Annotated in this window: 15 protein-coding genes; 8 read left to right on the top strand and 7 right to left on the bottom strand. The window is 35.3% G+C overall.

Annotated features, from left to right (window positions below; all coding sequences use genetic code 11):
* Positions 1-153 precede the first annotated feature (153 nt).
* Positions 154-1,335: a pseudouridine synthase gene (locus tag BUE84_RS10760; RefSeq protein ID WP_238594401.1), complete on the bottom strand. Its 1,182-nt coding sequence runs from the start codon at positions 1,333-1,335 to the stop codon at positions 154-156.
* Positions 1,336-1,436: 101 nt separating this feature from the next.
* Between BUE84_RS10760 and aroB the strand changes: the two genes are divergently transcribed.
* The 6 genes from aroB to BUE84_RS10730 all read left to right on the top strand — a co-directional run bounded on the left by aroB (position 1,437) and on the right by BUE84_RS10730 (position 7,260).
* Entirely contained in the window at positions 1,437-2,483 is a 1,047-nt protein-coding gene (gene aroB / locus BUE84_RS10755) for a 3-dehydroquinate synthase (protein ID WP_079241625.1), read from the top strand.
* A 277-nt stretch (positions 2,484-2,760) separates the two neighbouring features.
* Positions 2,761-3,396 carry a porin family protein gene (locus BUE84_RS10750; protein WP_034698274.1) on the top strand — a complete coding sequence of 212 codons (636 nt, stop codon included), beginning with the start codon at positions 2,761-2,763 and terminating at the stop codon, positions 3,394-3,396.
* A 231-nt stretch (positions 3,397-3,627) separates the two neighbouring features.
* Positions 3,628-4,248: a porin family protein gene (locus BUE84_RS10745; protein ID WP_079241624.1), complete on the top strand. Its 621-nt coding sequence runs from the start codon at positions 3,628-3,630 to the stop codon at positions 4,246-4,248.
* Between the two features lie 205 nt (positions 4,249-4,453).
* Complete coding sequence (locus BUE84_RS10740; protein ID WP_079241623.1) at positions 4,454-5,047, top strand: porin family protein; 594 nt, start codon at positions 4,454-4,456, stop codon at positions 5,045-5,047.
* Positions 5,048-5,476: 429 nt separating this feature from the next.
* Positions 5,477-6,175 carry a porin family protein gene (locus tag BUE84_RS10735; protein ID WP_079241622.1) on the top strand — a complete coding sequence of 233 codons (699 nt, stop codon included), beginning with the start codon at positions 5,477-5,479 and terminating at the stop codon, positions 6,173-6,175.
* Between the two features lie 365 nt (positions 6,176-6,540).
* Positions 6,541-7,260 carry a porin family protein gene (locus BUE84_RS10730; protein ID WP_167595388.1) on the top strand — a complete coding sequence of 240 codons (720 nt, stop codon included), beginning with the start codon at positions 6,541-6,543 and terminating at the stop codon, positions 7,258-7,260.
* Positions 7,261-7,365: 105 nt separating this feature from the next.
* On the opposite strand, the gene BUE84_RS10725 is transcribed toward BUE84_RS10730, so the two are convergent.
* The 6 genes from BUE84_RS10725 to BUE84_RS10700 form a co-directional block, all read right to left on the bottom strand.
* The gene (locus BUE84_RS10725; protein ID WP_079241620.1) at positions 7,366-8,313 is read right to left on the bottom strand and encodes a glycerophosphodiester phosphodiesterase family protein; all 948 of its coding nucleotides are present in this window, start codon (positions 8,311-8,313) and stop codon (positions 7,366-7,368) included.
* A 145-nt stretch (positions 8,314-8,458) separates the two neighbouring features.
* Entirely contained in the window at positions 8,459-9,958 is a 1,500-nt protein-coding gene (purF, locus tag BUE84_RS10720) for an amidophosphoribosyltransferase (RefSeq protein ID WP_034698287.1), read from the bottom strand.
* A 98-nt stretch (positions 9,959-10,056) separates the two neighbouring features.
* Entirely contained in the window at positions 10,057-10,779 is a 723-nt protein-coding gene (gene purC / locus BUE84_RS10715; protein WP_047430685.1) for a phosphoribosylaminoimidazolesuccinocarboxamide synthase, read from the bottom strand.
* A 36-nt stretch (positions 10,780-10,815) separates the two neighbouring features.
* Positions 10,816-11,511, bottom strand: a complete 696-nt coding sequence (locus BUE84_RS10710; protein WP_079241619.1) for a DUF3307 domain-containing protein — start codon at positions 11,509-11,511, stop codon at positions 10,816-10,818.
* Positions 11,512-11,513: 2 nt separating this feature from the next.
* A complete protein-coding gene (locus tag BUE84_RS10705; protein WP_034698295.1) occupies positions 11,514-12,119 on the bottom strand; it encodes a SatD family protein in 606 nt (201 codons plus the stop codon).
* A 452-nt stretch (positions 12,120-12,571) separates the two neighbouring features.
* Positions 12,572-14,485, bottom strand: coding sequence for an endonuclease (locus BUE84_RS10700; RefSeq protein WP_079241618.1), 1,914 nt, complete (start codon positions 14,483-14,485; stop codon positions 12,572-12,574).
* Positions 14,486-14,676: 191 nt separating this feature from the next.
* Between BUE84_RS10700 and BUE84_RS10695 the strand changes: the two genes are divergently transcribed.
* Positions 14,677-15,816, top strand: coding sequence for an acyl-CoA dehydrogenase family protein (locus tag BUE84_RS10695; RefSeq protein WP_034698301.1), 1,140 nt, complete (start codon positions 14,677-14,679; stop codon positions 15,814-15,816).
* 24 nt (positions 15,817-15,840) lie between these two features.
* The gene (locus tag BUE84_RS10690) at positions 15,841-16,338 is read left to right on the top strand and encodes a DinB family protein (protein ID WP_079241617.1); all 498 of its coding nucleotides are present in this window, start codon (positions 15,841-15,843) and stop codon (positions 16,336-16,338) included.
* The last annotated feature ends 20 nt before the right edge of the window (positions 16,339-16,358 follow it).

Genomic DNA, 16,358 nt, shown 5'->3' with positions numbered 1-16,358 from the left:
TTTTAAAATTTATGACCTAATATAATAAAAAAAGCGCAGAAATTAATTCTGCGCTTTTTGTTTTTTATCCTAAAGATACTTTTTGAAAGAGTGAAGTAAGTTAAAAATCTGAATCTGTTATTCATCATTTATAACTTATCATTCATTATTTTTTTAAAGCATTTTAAGGTTGTTCACTTCCAGTTCTGTAAGGATTCTCCAGTGTCCTCTCTTGATATTCTTCTTCGTTAATCCTGCAAACATTACTCTGTCTAAAGATTCTACTTCGTATCCTAATCTTTGGAAAATTCTTCTGATAACACGGTTCCATCCGATGTGGATCTCAATTCCAATTTCATTCTTAGGTTTCCCTTCAATATATGAAATCTGATCAACAACAGCTACTCCTTCATCAAGACGGATACCTTCTGCAATAAGACGTAAATCTTCACCAGTAAGCTTCTTATCCAATGTTACATGATAAATCTTCTTAGCATCAAATGATGGATGCGTCAATTTCTTAGTCATGTGTCCGTCATTGGTCAATAAAATAACTCCTGTTGTAGAACGGTCCAGTCTGCCCACCGGGAAAAGTCTGTAAGGAGAAGCATTCGCTACAAGATCCATTACAGTTTTTCTTGCTTTATCGTCCTTTGTAGTAGAAATATAACCTTTTGGCTTATTCAAAAGTACATATACAGGTTTTTCAGGGGTAATGCTTTGTCCATCAAAAACTACTCTGTCTGTTTTTTGTACCTGATATCCCATTTCAGTTACCACCTTTCCGTTGACTTCTACCAACCCCTGAGTAATCAGTTCATCAGCTTCTCTTCTGCTGCAGATTCCTGAATTAGCGATATACTTGTTAAGACGGATGCTGTCTTTATGAACATCTTTTTCAATTTTATTCAGTCTTCTTTTCTGTACAAAAGATCTTGTTTTGTCATCATTTCTGTCCTCTCCATTAGATGGTCTTCTTCCGTATTTCAGGCTGCCTCTTTCGTACTTATCTCTTGTATCGAAATTCTTTCCTCCTCTCTTCGGTTTTCCAAAAGATTTCTTCTCATAGCTCTCACTTTTGTTCGTGATATAAGGTTTTCTTTCAGATTTTGATCCTGAATCGTCGTTGGAATTTTCGAAACTGTCGGTATTTCTTTTAAAAGGTTTCTTTTCAAATCTTGAGTTGGATCCTTTATGTTCCGGGCCTTTTTTTCCTCCATCTTTAGAGAAAGGCTTTTTAAAAGGTTTTGATCTTGAAGAATTTCCAGATCTGGAAGCACGAGAATCATCAGAACTTTTCTTGGTTGAAATTCTTGGTCTCTTTGGTCTGTCTGAATTATTATTATCTCTGCTCATTCTAAAAATTTCTGCAAAGATAGTAATTTAGTTACGAGTTAAAAATTAAGAATCATAACTTTGCACTATAGTTTACATTTTAACTTTACATAAAATAGAAGATGATAACAATATTAAACGATAATTTTTCACAGCTCAACGAGTTTCTTCACGAAAAAACTTTCAGTAAAATTTTCATTCTTGTAGATGAAAACACCCATGAATACTGCCTTCCTGTTCTTTTAGGAAATATGGAAACGGATCTTGGCTTTGAAATTTTAGAGATTGAAGCGGGAGAGGAAATGAAAAATATCCAGACAGCCAATCAGCTTTGGGAAATTCTTACAGAAATGAAGGCAGACAGAAAAGCGCTGGTAATCAACCTTGGTGGCGGTGTAATTACGGATATGGGCGGATTTGTAGCATCTACTTATAAAAGAGGAATACAGTTTATTAACATCCCTACTACCCTTTTATCAATGTGTGATGCTTCTATAGGCGGAAAGACGGGAATAGATTTGATGCACTATAAAAATATGGTGGGAACTTTTGCTTTCCCTGAGCAAATCTTTATTTTCCCGAAATTCTTAGAAACATTGCCTTTTAAAGAATTAAGAAGCGGATTTGCTGAAATGCTGAAACATGGGTTAATTGCTGATAAAAATCATTGGGATCAGCTGACACAGATCCGTAAACTGGAAGTGGAAACGGTAATTCCACATATTCAAACGTCTATGAATATTAAGCAGAACGTTGTAGATCAGGATTTTCATGAGCAGAACATTAGAAAAACACTTAATTTCGGGCATACAATAGGACACGCAGTAGAAAGCTTATGTCTGCAGCAGGAAAATCCAATCCTTCACGGTGAAGCTGTGGCTATGGGAATGATTGCTGAAGCTCATCTTGCTTATCTTGAAAATCTTATTTCTGAAGAAGATTCAAAAATAATCATTGAAAACATTCAGAGATATTATCCATACCTTGATATCAGCGATTTTAAAGATGAAGATATTACTGCATTATTACTAAACGATAAAAAGAATACAGACAGTAAAATCAATTTCTCTCTGCTTTCGGGAATAGGTTCTTGCATCTATGATCATCAATGTAGCCAGGAAAATATCCTTGAATCTTTATCTTTTTATAGAAAATTGAACGATGCTTAACGTTTTTTTCGAAAAATAAATTCATTTTAAAACCTATTTTTGACAAAATTGTCAATTTAGACCACGTCTAAACAAACATTTATTTAAAATTGCAATTCATTAATAATCAATAATATATTTAAAAAATCACTTAAACACTAAGTGATTTTTTTATTGATTTTACTCATAAAAAATATTTTTGGCAAGCAATTTGAAAGATACTCTGCGTTCAACTGAAAAGCTGAACAAGTAGTAAAATTTAAAATTAAGAAAGAGTAAAATTAAAAAAATTAAAGTTATGAAAAAGTTAATTTTAGGATTAGCGTTAACTGCAGGAACATTCGCATTCGCTCAACAAACAGGAAACACATCTTCTAATCCGGTAACATTTGGGGTAAAAGGAGGTATGAACGTTTCTTCACTTTCAAAAGATAGCGGTCTTGATGATCAGAAATCTAAAATAGGATTCAACGCAGGTGTATTTGCCAACATTCCATTAGCAGCTTCATTCAGCGTTCAGCCAGAGGTTCAGTATTCACAATATGGTAATAAATCAAATTATACTTTAGGAAACACTAAGTTTTCTGCTTCTACCAAATTAGATTATATTACAGTACCGGTAATGTTCCAGTACAACCTGATTCCAAATCTTTATGTGGAAGCAGGACCGGAATTTGGTTTTATGGTAAGTGCTAAAAACAAGTTCAAAAATGAATCAAACGGAGATTCTAACACTACCGATAACTACAAAGACAATCTAAATACATTTAACTTTGGTATTGGTCTTGGAGCTGGATATTATTTCACTCCGAACTTAGGACTTACCGCAAGATATGTTGCAGGTTTAACAGATGTAGCGAAAAACAGACCTAGTGGATCTGATGCTACAAGAAACAACCTATTCCAGGTAGGATTAGCTTATAAATTTAAATAAGCTACACATTCACTAACAAATTTTATATTCAATAGAAAAGAACAGATTAATTTTTTAATCTGTTCTTTTTTTATGTTAAAATAACAAAGTGTTAATAAAACAACAAAAATACATCCCAATTCGATGACTTATCAATTTGTTAAAAACCCATAAAGTCTTTATACAAGGGGGTTCCCGGCATATTGTTTGTTGCTTCTCCGACGTTAAACAACGTAAAATTTAAACTAATCTATGAAAAAGATTTTTCTAGGCCTGGCACTTATCGCAGGCACTTTTGCTTTTGCTCAAAGCACTTCCACTTCTACTGAAGCTACAACTCCATCCACATCTTCTTCTAAAATCAAATTCGGTTTGAAAGCGGGACTTAATGTTTCCAATCTTTCTAATATGAATATGAATTCAAAAGCAGGATTCTATGGTGGTGTTTTTGTGAATATTCCTGTCGCTAAGGATTTCTCTATTCAGCCGGAAGTATTATATAGTGCTGTGGGGGCTAAAGAAAAAGGAGGCAGTAATGCAAAACTTAATTTAGAATATCTTTCTGTTCCGGTAATGTTCCAATATAAGGCACTTCCAAATTTCTATGTAGAAGCAGGGCCTCAATTTAATTTTTTAATTGATGCAAGGTTAAAGAAAAGTGAATCTACGAGCCTTCTTAAAAATGGAACTCAATCTTTCGATTTTGGAATCGGATTGGGAGCAGGCTACTATATTACCAAAAACATTGGGATAAATGTAAGATACACTGCCGGATTATCTGATATTGTAAAAACAAAATATCACTACGGATACGACAGAGAAGGTTCTGTGAGAAATGGGGTATTCCAGGTAGGAGTAAACTACAAATTCTAAAGCTTTATTAAGCTTTTTTCATTAAGTTTTTATAATTAAAGTGGAGCCGGATTAATTTTAATCCGGCTTTTTTAATACAATAGAAAAATTATTCTTCAAAAAACATGGTAAATAGTAGATTTACAGCACATTTAAACTTTGGCACACCGTTTGTTTCTTAATGAAATGTTAAATAAAACTTAATAACTATTAAAATATAAAACTTATGAAAAAGATTTTTTTAGGCCTTGCCCTAGTAGCAGGTACTTTTGCATTCTCTCAGAAGACTTCAACTTCTACTGCTTCAACTTCACCAGTTAGATTTGGTGTAAAAGCAGGTCTTAATATTTCCACTCTTACTGATAGTGAATTCAACTCTAAAGCTGGATTCTACGGAGGTGTATTTGCTAATATTCCTGTAGCTCAGGATTTCTCTTTCCAACCGGAAGTATTATATAGTGGAATGGGTGCAAAAGCTAAAGTAGACAGTGATGTAAAAGCTAATTTAGATTATATCTCTATCCCATTGATGCTTCAGTATAATGCCCTACCTAATCTATATCTGGAGGCTGGTCCACAGTTTAGTTTCCTTGTGAATTCAAAATTAAAATATAAATCAAACTCTACAGATGCCAAAGACGTTTTCAAATCATTTGATTTCGGAATTGGTCTTGGAGCAGGATACTATTTCACACAAAACATCGGTGTTACCGCAAGATATGTTGCTGGTTTAACAGATGTAGCGAAAAACAGACCTGATTTATCTGAAGATAAAGCGAAAAATGGAGTATTCCAGTTTGGTTTAGCTTATAAATTCTAAAAACAAACTTTCTATTCAATACAAAGCCGGGTTTACTATAATCCGGCTTTTTTATTGTTTGAATATTTTTTGGCAAGAAATTTGCGTATTGAATAGTTGATTGTACTCTATTCCGGAAATTTCCAACTTACGGTCTTGTTTTTTACAATGAGTATGCTTTGATTCAGTTGATATTCAATTGAATATCAAAATTAAAATCTAACTATTACCATTAACTTTTAACGAGAACTGTATCAGGTAGGCTGAACATTAGAGTACACAACAGAATATTGAATATATTTTGTTTCATGATTAAAATACATTTTGATTTCAATAGAAAAAGTCAGGTTTATTAGTTTAAGCCTGACTTTTTCGCATACCGTATGATTTTTATCACTTCTTATCTTTATGGCAGATAATTTGCCATAATCAGAAAATAAAACTTAAATCATGAAAAAAATTTTTCTAGGACTTACATTTGTCAGCTCTTTTTTAATGAATGCACAGGAAAAAGAACAGTCTTCCACCACACCATCTTCAGTAAAATTCGGGATTAAAGCCGGTTTCAATGGTTCTGCTTTCAGCAGAGGTGAAAGAAATGAAGTTGATAATAGCGAAAAAATAAAAGCAGGTTCACATATCGGAATATTTGCCAATATTTCTCTTGCTGAAAAATTCAGTATACAACCCGAGCTTCTTTTCAGCCAACTAGGCTCAAAAACGGAAGACCTCTTTATTCATGATTCGGGAGATTATTTTACGAAACAGGAATATGATTACAAAACTAATTTAAACTACCTTACTCTTCCTATTATGGTTCAGTACAATATTCTTCCTCAATTGTATGTGGAGGCAGGACCTGAATTTGGTTTACTTCTGGGAGGAAAAATAGAAGGAGACGGAAGAAACGAAATGAGATACGATGGTACAACTGTTGTTAGTACTGAGAATTTCTCCAATAAAATTCCGATGAAAATATATAATAAGTTCAATTTCGGAATTGGAATTGGTGCAGGATATTATTTTACTCAAAATTTTGGAGTGACCGCCAGATTTACGGCAGGTATAACAGGAATCTTCAAGAATGATTACGGTAGTAAAGTCAGAAATAATGCGCTTCAGCTTGGAGTGGCTTATCGCTTTAAATAGAGATATTTATTATTTTCAAAACTGATACCGGGCTTTAAGAGTCCGGTATTTTTATTTCTATTCTTAAAAATAACCCAGAATACTTTGTTAATTCTTGAAAAGGCTAATTCCAGTTTAAATTTTTTCATCATTTCAATTATCAACAATAAAGCCCATCAGACGTTCAAGTATTTTCACAAAACATTCAGTTTGCAACAAATTTATTCATCAAAAAGGGATAAATTATTAAAAAAAAACTTCCTGAAAACAGCCTGAAAACACCTATAAACAGGCATTTTTTAATTTTGGCAAGCAATTTGCAAAATAATACGAGTCAGATTGAGAGATCATCCGACACACAAATAGTAAAATTAAAAAATAAAATTATGAAGAAGTTATTTTTAGGATTAGCATTAACTGCTGGTACGCTAGCTTTTGCCCAGGAGACAGAAACAAAGACAGAAACGAAAACAGTAAATGCATCACCACTAAAAAAAGATGTTCAGCCTATTAGATTCGGGATTAAAGCAGGGGGAAACTCAGCTTATTTCAGTCAGCAGAAGTTTGGTATCAACAGCCAACAACTAGGTTTCCACGCTGGTGTATTCGTTAACATTCCAATTTCAAAACAATTCAGCTTCCAACCAGAGGTATTATACAACCAAATGGGTGCAAAGGATGTAATGTATTCTACAGAAACAGACAATGGCGTAACGAACGTAAAAACCAAGGTACAGAGCAGAGTAAAAATGGATTATATTTCTGTTCCTTTAATGGTTCAGATGAGACCAATGGAGAAGTTTTATATTGAAGCAGGACCTGAATTCAGTTATTTCATCAGTGGAAAGAATAAAGGAGAATCTACTGTAGCAAGTACTACAGGAGGGGTTACAACCACTACTGCAAGTTCTCACTCTACAGATATTGACAAAGACATGATCAACAGATTCAATTTCGGATTAGGTCTTGGTTTAGGATATGATATCACTTCCAATATCGGGATCAATGCAAGATATGTAAACAGCTTAACAAAGATTGATAAGAGCATGTCTGCCGCTGAAAATAACAACAGAGTATTTCAGTTAGGTCTGAATTATAAATTCTAATCAAAGAACCAATTTTTTAACCCTAAGTGCAGAGTAATCTGTACGCATAAAATAGCCGGAAGTGTATCTTCCGGCTATTTATATTGAAGTAGAATCGTAATAGTTTTATTCGAATATTCTCGGATCATCACTGATGACACCGTCTATTCCCATTTCTTTTAATTCTTTTAATCTTTCTTTGGTATTCACAGTCCATGGGATTACTTTCATGCCTAATGAGTGGCATTCCTGTACTAATTGTGGGGTCACAAGACTATGTTCAGGGCTGTAGATAGTAGGAGTAAAACTCAGGAACTTCATATCTCCGGCTACTCCACTCAGGTGATTGGGATACATTTTGAACTTTTCTACAGGGATGTTTTTAAAATAAGCCTGCTGCTGAGCCAGCTTTTTATCATCTACCTTTTCCACCAGTAAAGCAGTCATGATTTTAGGATATTCTTTATGAAGGATTTCCAGGGTTCTGGGATCAAAAGACTGAATGATCACTCTGTTCTGAATCTTTTTTTCTACAATAATCTTCATCATCAGATCTACAAATTCCTTCGGTTCAGGATGAAAAATGTTATCAGAAAAAGGGCGTGTTTTCGTTTCTATATTGTAAAAAGGCAGCGATCTTTTCAATTCTCGGGCATAAGCTTCAGATGCATCAATGACGTCTGAAAAGAGAGGTTTCTGAACTTTTATTTTCTTTTGATCCGGGTAATTATTCAATTTTTTTAATCCTACGTCAAATGTTTTGATCTTTGCGTAAGGCATTTCATATATTTTGTAATAAAAACCTGAATCTTTGGGAATGTAAGTTCCATCCGGCTTTGTAGCCAGTTCCGGTGAAAGAAAAGCATCATGGGAAAGAATTACCTTTTTATCCTTGGTGATGGCCAGATCCATTTCCAGAGTTGTCACATTCATTTTCAGGGCATTCTTCATTGCCGGAATAGTATTTTCAGGGTAAAGAGATTTCCCTCCGCGGTGTGCCTGATTATCAAAAGACTGTGAAGAGTAAAGCTGGCCCAATACCAGAAAAATACCTGTAAAAAGTACGTTTTTCATATCCTGAAGTTTTAATCTGACAAAATTAAAACTCCTTTATATATTGTATAATACAGGAATATTAAGCTTTTGCTACATTTAAACAACAAAAGAGCCAGGTTGAAAAACCCAGCTCTTCTATTTTTATATTTTTCAGATAAAGAGATTAATTAAATAAATCTACCTCTTCTCCTTTTCCAACAGGATATTCTTCTGTAAAGCATCCGAAACAGTGATTCGCTGATCCTAAAATATCTTTCAGGTTATCTATGCTTAAAAACTCTAAGGAATCTACACCCAGATAATTTTTAAGTTCTTCCGTAGTCATATTCGCTGAGATAAGATCATCTTTGGACGGAGTATCAATTCCCAGATAACATGGTGCAATGATGGGTGGGGAAACACTTCTGAAGTGAATCTCTTTTACGCCTGCATCTTTTAGAATTTTAACCAATCTTTTAGAGGTTGTTCCACGAACAATAGAATCGTCAATAATGACTACTCTCTTATCTTTCATCTCAGAGATGATCGGGTTCAGTTTAAGGTTCACTACCCTTTCTCTCATTTCCTGTGTAGGCACGATGAAACTTCTTCCGATATATCTGTTTTTGATCAAAACCGGACGGAAAGGTATTCCTGAAGCTTTAGAGAAGCCAATAGCAGCCGGAACTCCGGAATCCGGAACTCCAATCACCAAATCAGCTTCTACAGGAGCCTGTTCCCAGATTTTCTCTCCGGATTTTTCTCTGATCTCGTATACATTGATGTTTTCTAAAGTAGAGTCTGGTCTTGCGAAATAAATATATTCGAAAGAACAGATTCTCTGCTTACCTTTCGCTTCATCCATCATATAAGAATGAAGTTTTCCAGGCTCGTTTTCATTGGTATAAATGATCTCACCAGGAAGAATATCACGTACATACTGAGCTCCTACAGCATCCAATGCTACAGATTCAGAAGCCACTACATAAGATTTCTCATCAATAGCTCCCAATACTAACGGACGGATACCGTTGAAGTCTCTGAATGCAAAGAATTTGTTTCTGGTCATCCCTACTACAGAATAAGCTCCTTCGATCTTTTCCATTGTAGCTTTAATAGCTCCACGAAGACCTAAATCAAGGTTTTTCTGGATCAGTCTCAGGATTACTTCAGAATCGGAAGTCGCTCTGAAAACAACGCCTTCAGCCTCTAATTCTGCTTTTAATTCTTTGGCATTGGTAAGGTTACCGTTATGTGCTATAGAAAGTATAATCTGGTCATATTCGTTTTTCGCGAAAAATGGCTGGAAATTATATTTCTTCTTATCTCCTGCAGTGGTATAACGGGTATGCCCAATTGCAGAATTTCCCATAAAAGTTTCAGGTTCCTGAATTTCTTTATAAACATCCAAAACCAGTCCTTCGTCTTTCATGTTTGTGATTCTTCCATCCTTTAAAACGGAAATACCACAAGCTTCCTGACCTCTGTGCTGTAATGCAAAAAGACCAAACTGTGAAAGCGAGAAAGTATCCAGATCATTATCCGAATACATTCCGAAGATCCCACATTCTTCATTAGGAGCATCCAGTCTTTCCTCTTCCTGAGTTCTGAAAAGATTCCTTCCGTAAGTCTGGGTTTCAAACTGTTTTAAATATTCACTTTTATGAATGTCTAAACTTTTCATTTCTATTTTTTCTAAATTAAAAGATTAAAAAATTTAATGATTAAAAGATTACTGACAGTTTAATTTTTAAATGATTCAATCTTTAAATAAATTAAATCTTATTTCTGTAAAAGATTTTTAAGACGGTTGTAGATTTCAACATAAGCCTCAGTAACTTCTCCTAAGTCTCTTCTGAATCTGTCTTTGTCTAATTTCTTCATGGTATCTTTATCCCAAAGTCTGCAAGTATCAGGAGAGATTTCGTCTGCTAAGATGATTTCACCGTCTGAAGTTTTACCTAATTCGATTTTAAAATCTACCAGGATGATATTGATTTTGTCAAACAGGTCGATAAGGATATCATTGATATCTGAAGATAACTCATACATCTCGTCAAGCTCTTCATAAGTAGCTGCTCCTAAGAAAACGGCATGGTGATCATTGATAAGCGGATCTCCCAACTCATCTTTTTTATAGCAGATATCGAAGATCGTTACCGGAGATTTAATTCCTTCTTCCACTCCTAATCTTTGTGCCATACTTCCTGCAGAGTAGTTTCTTACTACCATTTCCAAAGGAATGATAGAAACTTTTCTTACCAGCTGCTCTCTTTCGTCTAATTTTTGGATGAAATGAGTTTTGATCCCTTTTTCATTTAAATATTCAAAAATAAGAGTTGTGATTGCGTTGTTCATTTCTCCTTTAAGGTCTACCTGACCTCTTTTTTGAGCATTAAATGCTGTAGCATCGTCTTTGAAACGTACTACTACTTCATCAGGATTATCGGTTGCAAATACTTGTTTTGCTTTCCCCTCGTACAACATTTCTTTCTTTTGACTCATAATTTTACTTTCTAAATTGTAGTTAGATTTATTGATTTATTTTATTATTATTCCTGTTAAGACAGCCAGTCCAAAACTCAGCAGTGTACCAATTAATACATATTCTGTAAGCTTTCTCTGTTTTGCCTGTGCAAGGTCGCTGAATCTGAAAACAGATTTGGCAGCCACCATGAAACCTACGCCTTCCCAGTGATTCACCATAATAAAAGTGAAAACCAGCAGACGTTCTAAAATTCCGATATATTTTCCGGCACTTGATAAAGATTCGGTTTGAATTGTGTTAGGGCCATCCGGAGCTGGTGTCCATGACGACAATAAGATTTTGATAAAAATAGAAGCTGGTGTCGTTAAGAAAAGTCCTGCCATAATTATCTTTAAAAATTCCTGATTCTGTAAAAATCCGAAGCTGAATTCCTGGAAATAAAAAGAAACTCCACCAATCACCAGAACATGCAGCATCTGATCAATGAAAAACCATCTTTTCTTAGTCTTTACATTCTGGAAACTAAGCTTGGCTGCATCAATAATAAAGTGAGTAATTCCCACCAAAACAGCTACCCACCAAAGTTGAAGATCCCATAGAAAAATAAGACTTAAAATAGTGTGAATCAGAACATGAATATATAAAAATTTACTTTTTAGTTTATAGTTTTCCTTATCTGCAACCCATGAATTTGGCTGAAGTATAAAATCTCCGAGTAGATGTGCCAATATGAGTTTGATAAAGATCATGCCTATAGTTCTGAGATTTTCTTTCTGAAATACTGATTGGTTTCCACGATGAGCTCATAGTTGGCTCGTTTCAGTCTCTGGCTTACCGAAGACTGTGAAATAGCAAATCTCTTAGCAAGATCTTCCTGAGTGATATCCTGATTCATAATCATTTCATGAATAATCTCTGCCGTAGCCATTGTCCAGTTATCAAAATCCTTGGATGACCATTTCAACAGGATATTAAGATCTCTGTCCACCGGATCACTGGATGTTTTGATAGCAACGGTATGACCGTCACTTTTAAGATCATTAAGCAATCTTCCTGAATTCACATAAGCAGTACCGTTAGATTCAGTGATTTTCTCAGAAGAGAAACTTTCCTCACCAATACCTATGGCCATTCTTACATCGAGATTTTCAACACTTTTAATAAGAGATTTTATGGCTAGAAAACGCCAGAAAACGTCATCAATTTTGCACTTGAACTGAAACTCATCTCCTCTGTAGATTTCCCATGTGTGAGGAGCGCTTCCCCATTTTTCGAGAAGATGTTTAAGTCTGGTAATCCAAACTTCAGTGTCCGCATGCTGTGAATTTATAATATCACCGGTAATGACCGCTATCATATTGCAAATATAAGCATAATTACTTATATATAAAAAATATAAGCAGAAACACTTATAGATATTCATTATTAGCGAATCAGCTTATATCAATGATGCAGTAAACATAAGGCTTTTAAGGCTTTAACAAAAAACTGAAAAATTACAGAAATGAAAAAAATATTAGATCTTTTGTTATGTTACCTACTTTAACTCTACTTTTTTATACTTTTTTGGATGGTAAGAAGCTGTTCCTGCTATCCGCTCATTACTCCTCGCTCCTGCCAATTCCAGCTCCTTAACCCTCCAACTCTCCCACTTCTACTGCGGGGTAACCGCTACTATCAGGGCTAGGACAGTCATTGCGGGCAAAGCGAAGCAATCTCTTGAATTATTTCTACACCATATAAAAATAAACCTAACAGGTTTTTAAAACCTGTTAGGTTTGGCTGATAGTATTTAAATCCTTAGATTACTTACTTTTTAATAAACTGATGGGCCTTTTCATCAAGCTTTAAGAAATACATTCCTGCAGGAATTCCCGTCACCGGAATACTTTTCTTATATCTGAAAGGATCCTTCTCCGTATAAATTACTTTCCCGGAAAGATCTATAAGCTGAGCTGTTTTTATATTGGTAACTTCTCCGTTCACATAGAGATTATCGTAAACAGGATTCGGATATATTGTAAACTCATTATTGACAGTAATCAAATCTGCTGTAGATAATGTACCACCCAGGTTCTGACAGTAGTTGGACGGATAAGAATCCCATTCACTGATAGCAAAAGTGTTGTTAGGTTGATTGATCATATTCTTTCTATACAAAGATACATTTCCGTTGTTATTGGTTGTATATTTTACTCCGATAGCATCTACTGTCACCGTTTTATTATAAGCTAGCTCAACATAATTCTCACCTGCAAACATCATAGGATCAGAAGCCGTGACAAATCTCGCCTGGCCAGTGGTATAACATGACAGAGTGCCTTTTGGATTCAGAATAACAAAAGTTTCGTTATTCCCTACTTTACCTTCCAGTTCATAAGTATCTCCACTGTAAATAGCTCCCGAAGAATTATTTTTAAACTGAATATTAATCCTGTAATTATTTAAATTAACTTCATGTCCTGTTTTATTAACAATTTCCAGAGCATTATTCTTTATAAATTCCGTATTTGTTCCCGAGATATACTTCGTAATCATAAGATCCGGAGCATATGAATCCGAAGCAATCGTTGAAGCTGTCAATGTATTGCTGAACGGAGATTCCAGATATGCTTTATCAAAAGCTTTCACTGTAAAGGTATAAGTAGTTGACGGGGTCAAATGATCTATACTGATGGAAGTCCCTTTGGTAACTGCAACAGGTGTCGTAGAACCATTCATATAGACCCTGTATCCTAAAACATCAGTATCGGGAGACGCCGTCCAGTTCAAATTCACAAAATAGGCATTCTGCTGGGTTGAAACCAGTGATCCCGGAGCTGCAGGAGCAATATTGTCGGGGGTTTCAGACCATATCATATCAATCCATTCAGGGTGGTCTATAAATGGATTTCTGTTTTTTTGTATCGTATAAATGGTGTTGTTCCTGTCAATTTCTCTTTGAGAAACCGGATCTGCAGCACTCCATTGTTTCAGCATGGCAATATAGGCAAGATCAACAGCTCTTTCTTCCGTTCCATCCAATGGACATTGATCCGTAGCAGGAGTAAGATTAGCGGAGGTTGTATAAGCCGTATTGAATGAGCCTAATTTCCCTTCATATCGTACTGCAAAATACAGCAATGACCTTGCAATATCCCCTTTGAATTCATTAATAGGTTCATATACCCTTCCGGTGTAAGGATAATTCGGAATAGCTGCATTCGAGATCCTCGACGTATTGGAAAAGATATAATGATTCGTATTATTTCCCATTCCATAAGGATAATTACTCCTGCGCTGATTGATCCATCCATCAACAGGAATTATAAAATTCAGATCCGAATACATAGGATAATCACTGATGGATGAGCTTGTACTGAACGTACTTTGCGGCATCATATGCTCCCTGTTATATCCCTGACCTTCCATGCTCACTCCTGCTACCATCTGATCCACTGTATACTCATAAGCATCCGGTCCCGAAGGAATTTCAGAATAGATATCCAGCAGATATTGAGTATTCGATGCATCGTGATCATAATATTTATCAAGATCAGTCTGCCCATATAACATTTTAAGATCGTCATAATGCCAGTTGACCATCTTTTCTGAAATAATATCGTGGAGTTTTGATTTCAGGGCATATCCCGTCAATCCGGTAGTTCCATCGTAATATCCGGCAGGAGCTTGCGCAGAAATATAAGTGGAAATTAAAATGATAGGAAGTAGAATTTTTTTCATGCCTTAAAAATTGGGGAACTAAAATAGTGAAATAAAAAACGGAAAAGACTGAATATTTTATTAAGAAAGTATTAATTCTCAAAATATAAAAATTTGAAAATTAAAGGGATTGCCCTTTAGATATTACGATTGAAATAATTTATTTTAGCATTCCATCAATTTGGTTATCTTTGGGAACTAACTATTATTATATGAATACAGAGACTATTGACAACATCAAAATGATAGCGGAAACCGCTAGAGAATTCGCAGAAAAGAACATCAGACCGAATATTATGGAATGGGATGAAAGCCAAACGTTTCCAAAAGACTTATTCCACCAATTGGGTGAGATGGGTTTTATGGGAATTGTAGTTCCTGAACAATATGGAGGTTCCGGCTTAGGTTATCATGAGTATGTTACTATTCTGGACGAAATTTCTCAGGTTGACCCATCTATTGGTCTTTCTGTAGCAGCACACAACTCACTTTGCACCAATCATATTTATGAATTTGGAAATGAAGAACAAAGACACAAATGGCTTCCTCAGCTGGCTTCCGGAAAAGTAATCGGAGCTTGGGGACTTACAGAGCACAACACAGGTTCTGATTCAGGAGGCATGTCCACTACTGCTGTAAAAGATGGTGATGAATGGATCATCAACGGAGCTAAAAACTTTATCACTCACGCTATTTCAGGAGATATTGCCGTAGTAATGACAAGAACAGGAGAAATAGGTGCTAAAAATAACTCTACAGCTTTTGTTTTAGAGAAAGGAATGCCTGGATTTACTTCCGGAAAAAAAGAGAATAAATTAGGAATGCGTGCTTCTGAAACAGCAGAATTAATTTTTGATAACGTACGTGTACCGGATTCTCACCGTTTAGGAGAAGTAGGCGAAGGTTTCAAACAGGCTATGAAAGTTTTAGATGGTGGTAGAATCTCTATTGCTGCATTAAGTTTAGGTACTGCAAGAGGAGCTTACAAAGCTGCTTTGAAATATGCAAAAGAAAGACATCAGTTCGGAAAACCTATTGCAGATTTCCAGGCAATCAACTTCATGTTAGCAGATATGGCTACAGAAATTGATGCTGCTGAACTTCTTATCCAAAGAGCATCTACGCTTAAAAATGCAAAACAAAAAATGACAAAAGAAGGAGCTATGGCAAAACTATATGCTTCTGAGGCTTGTGTAAGAATCTCGAACAATGCTGTTCAGATCTTCGGAGGATACGGTTATACAAAAGATTTCCCAGCTGAAAAGTTCTATAGAGACTCTAAGCTTTGTACGATTGGAGAAGGAACTTCTGAGATCCAGAGACTGGTTATTGGAAGAGATATTACAAAATAACCTTAATTTTAAAAACATATACAAATGATTAAACAGGCACTTTTAGGTGAGTTTCTGCATGAAGCTGAAAACACCAGAAAAATTTTACAGGCAATCCCTGACAGCGCATTAGACTGGAAACCCTCTGAAAAAAACTGGACAACCGGTCAGCTGGCCTCACACATTGCTGAAGTATACAATTGGTACGAATCCACTTTCAATCAGGATACTTTTGATATGGGAGCGTATAAGTATGATAAAGGAGATATTTCCAAAGCGGAAAATATCCTCGCAAAATTTGAAGAAAATGTTGCCAACGCACAGAAAGTTCTTGAAAACTCGGATGAAAACACTTATTTTAATGAGTGGAAAATGGAAATGAACGGAAATGTACTTTTCCCACCATCTCCAAGAATCCAGGTGGTAAGAGGCTTTCTTTATAATCATTTGTACCATCACAGAGGTGAGCTGGTGGTTTACCTAAGATCAACCGGAAATAAAGTTCCCGGACTTTATGGCCCTACTGCTGATGATAAGATGTAAGTAAGAATTATATAAATATA

Origin of the sequence: Chryseobacterium indologenes (assembly GCF_002025665.1) — a bacterium.
Taxonomy (GTDB): Bacteria; Bacteroidota; Bacteroidia; order Flavobacteriales; family Weeksellaceae; genus Chryseobacterium; species Chryseobacterium metallicongregator.
This window is presented reverse-complemented; position numbering and strand designations above follow the sequence as displayed.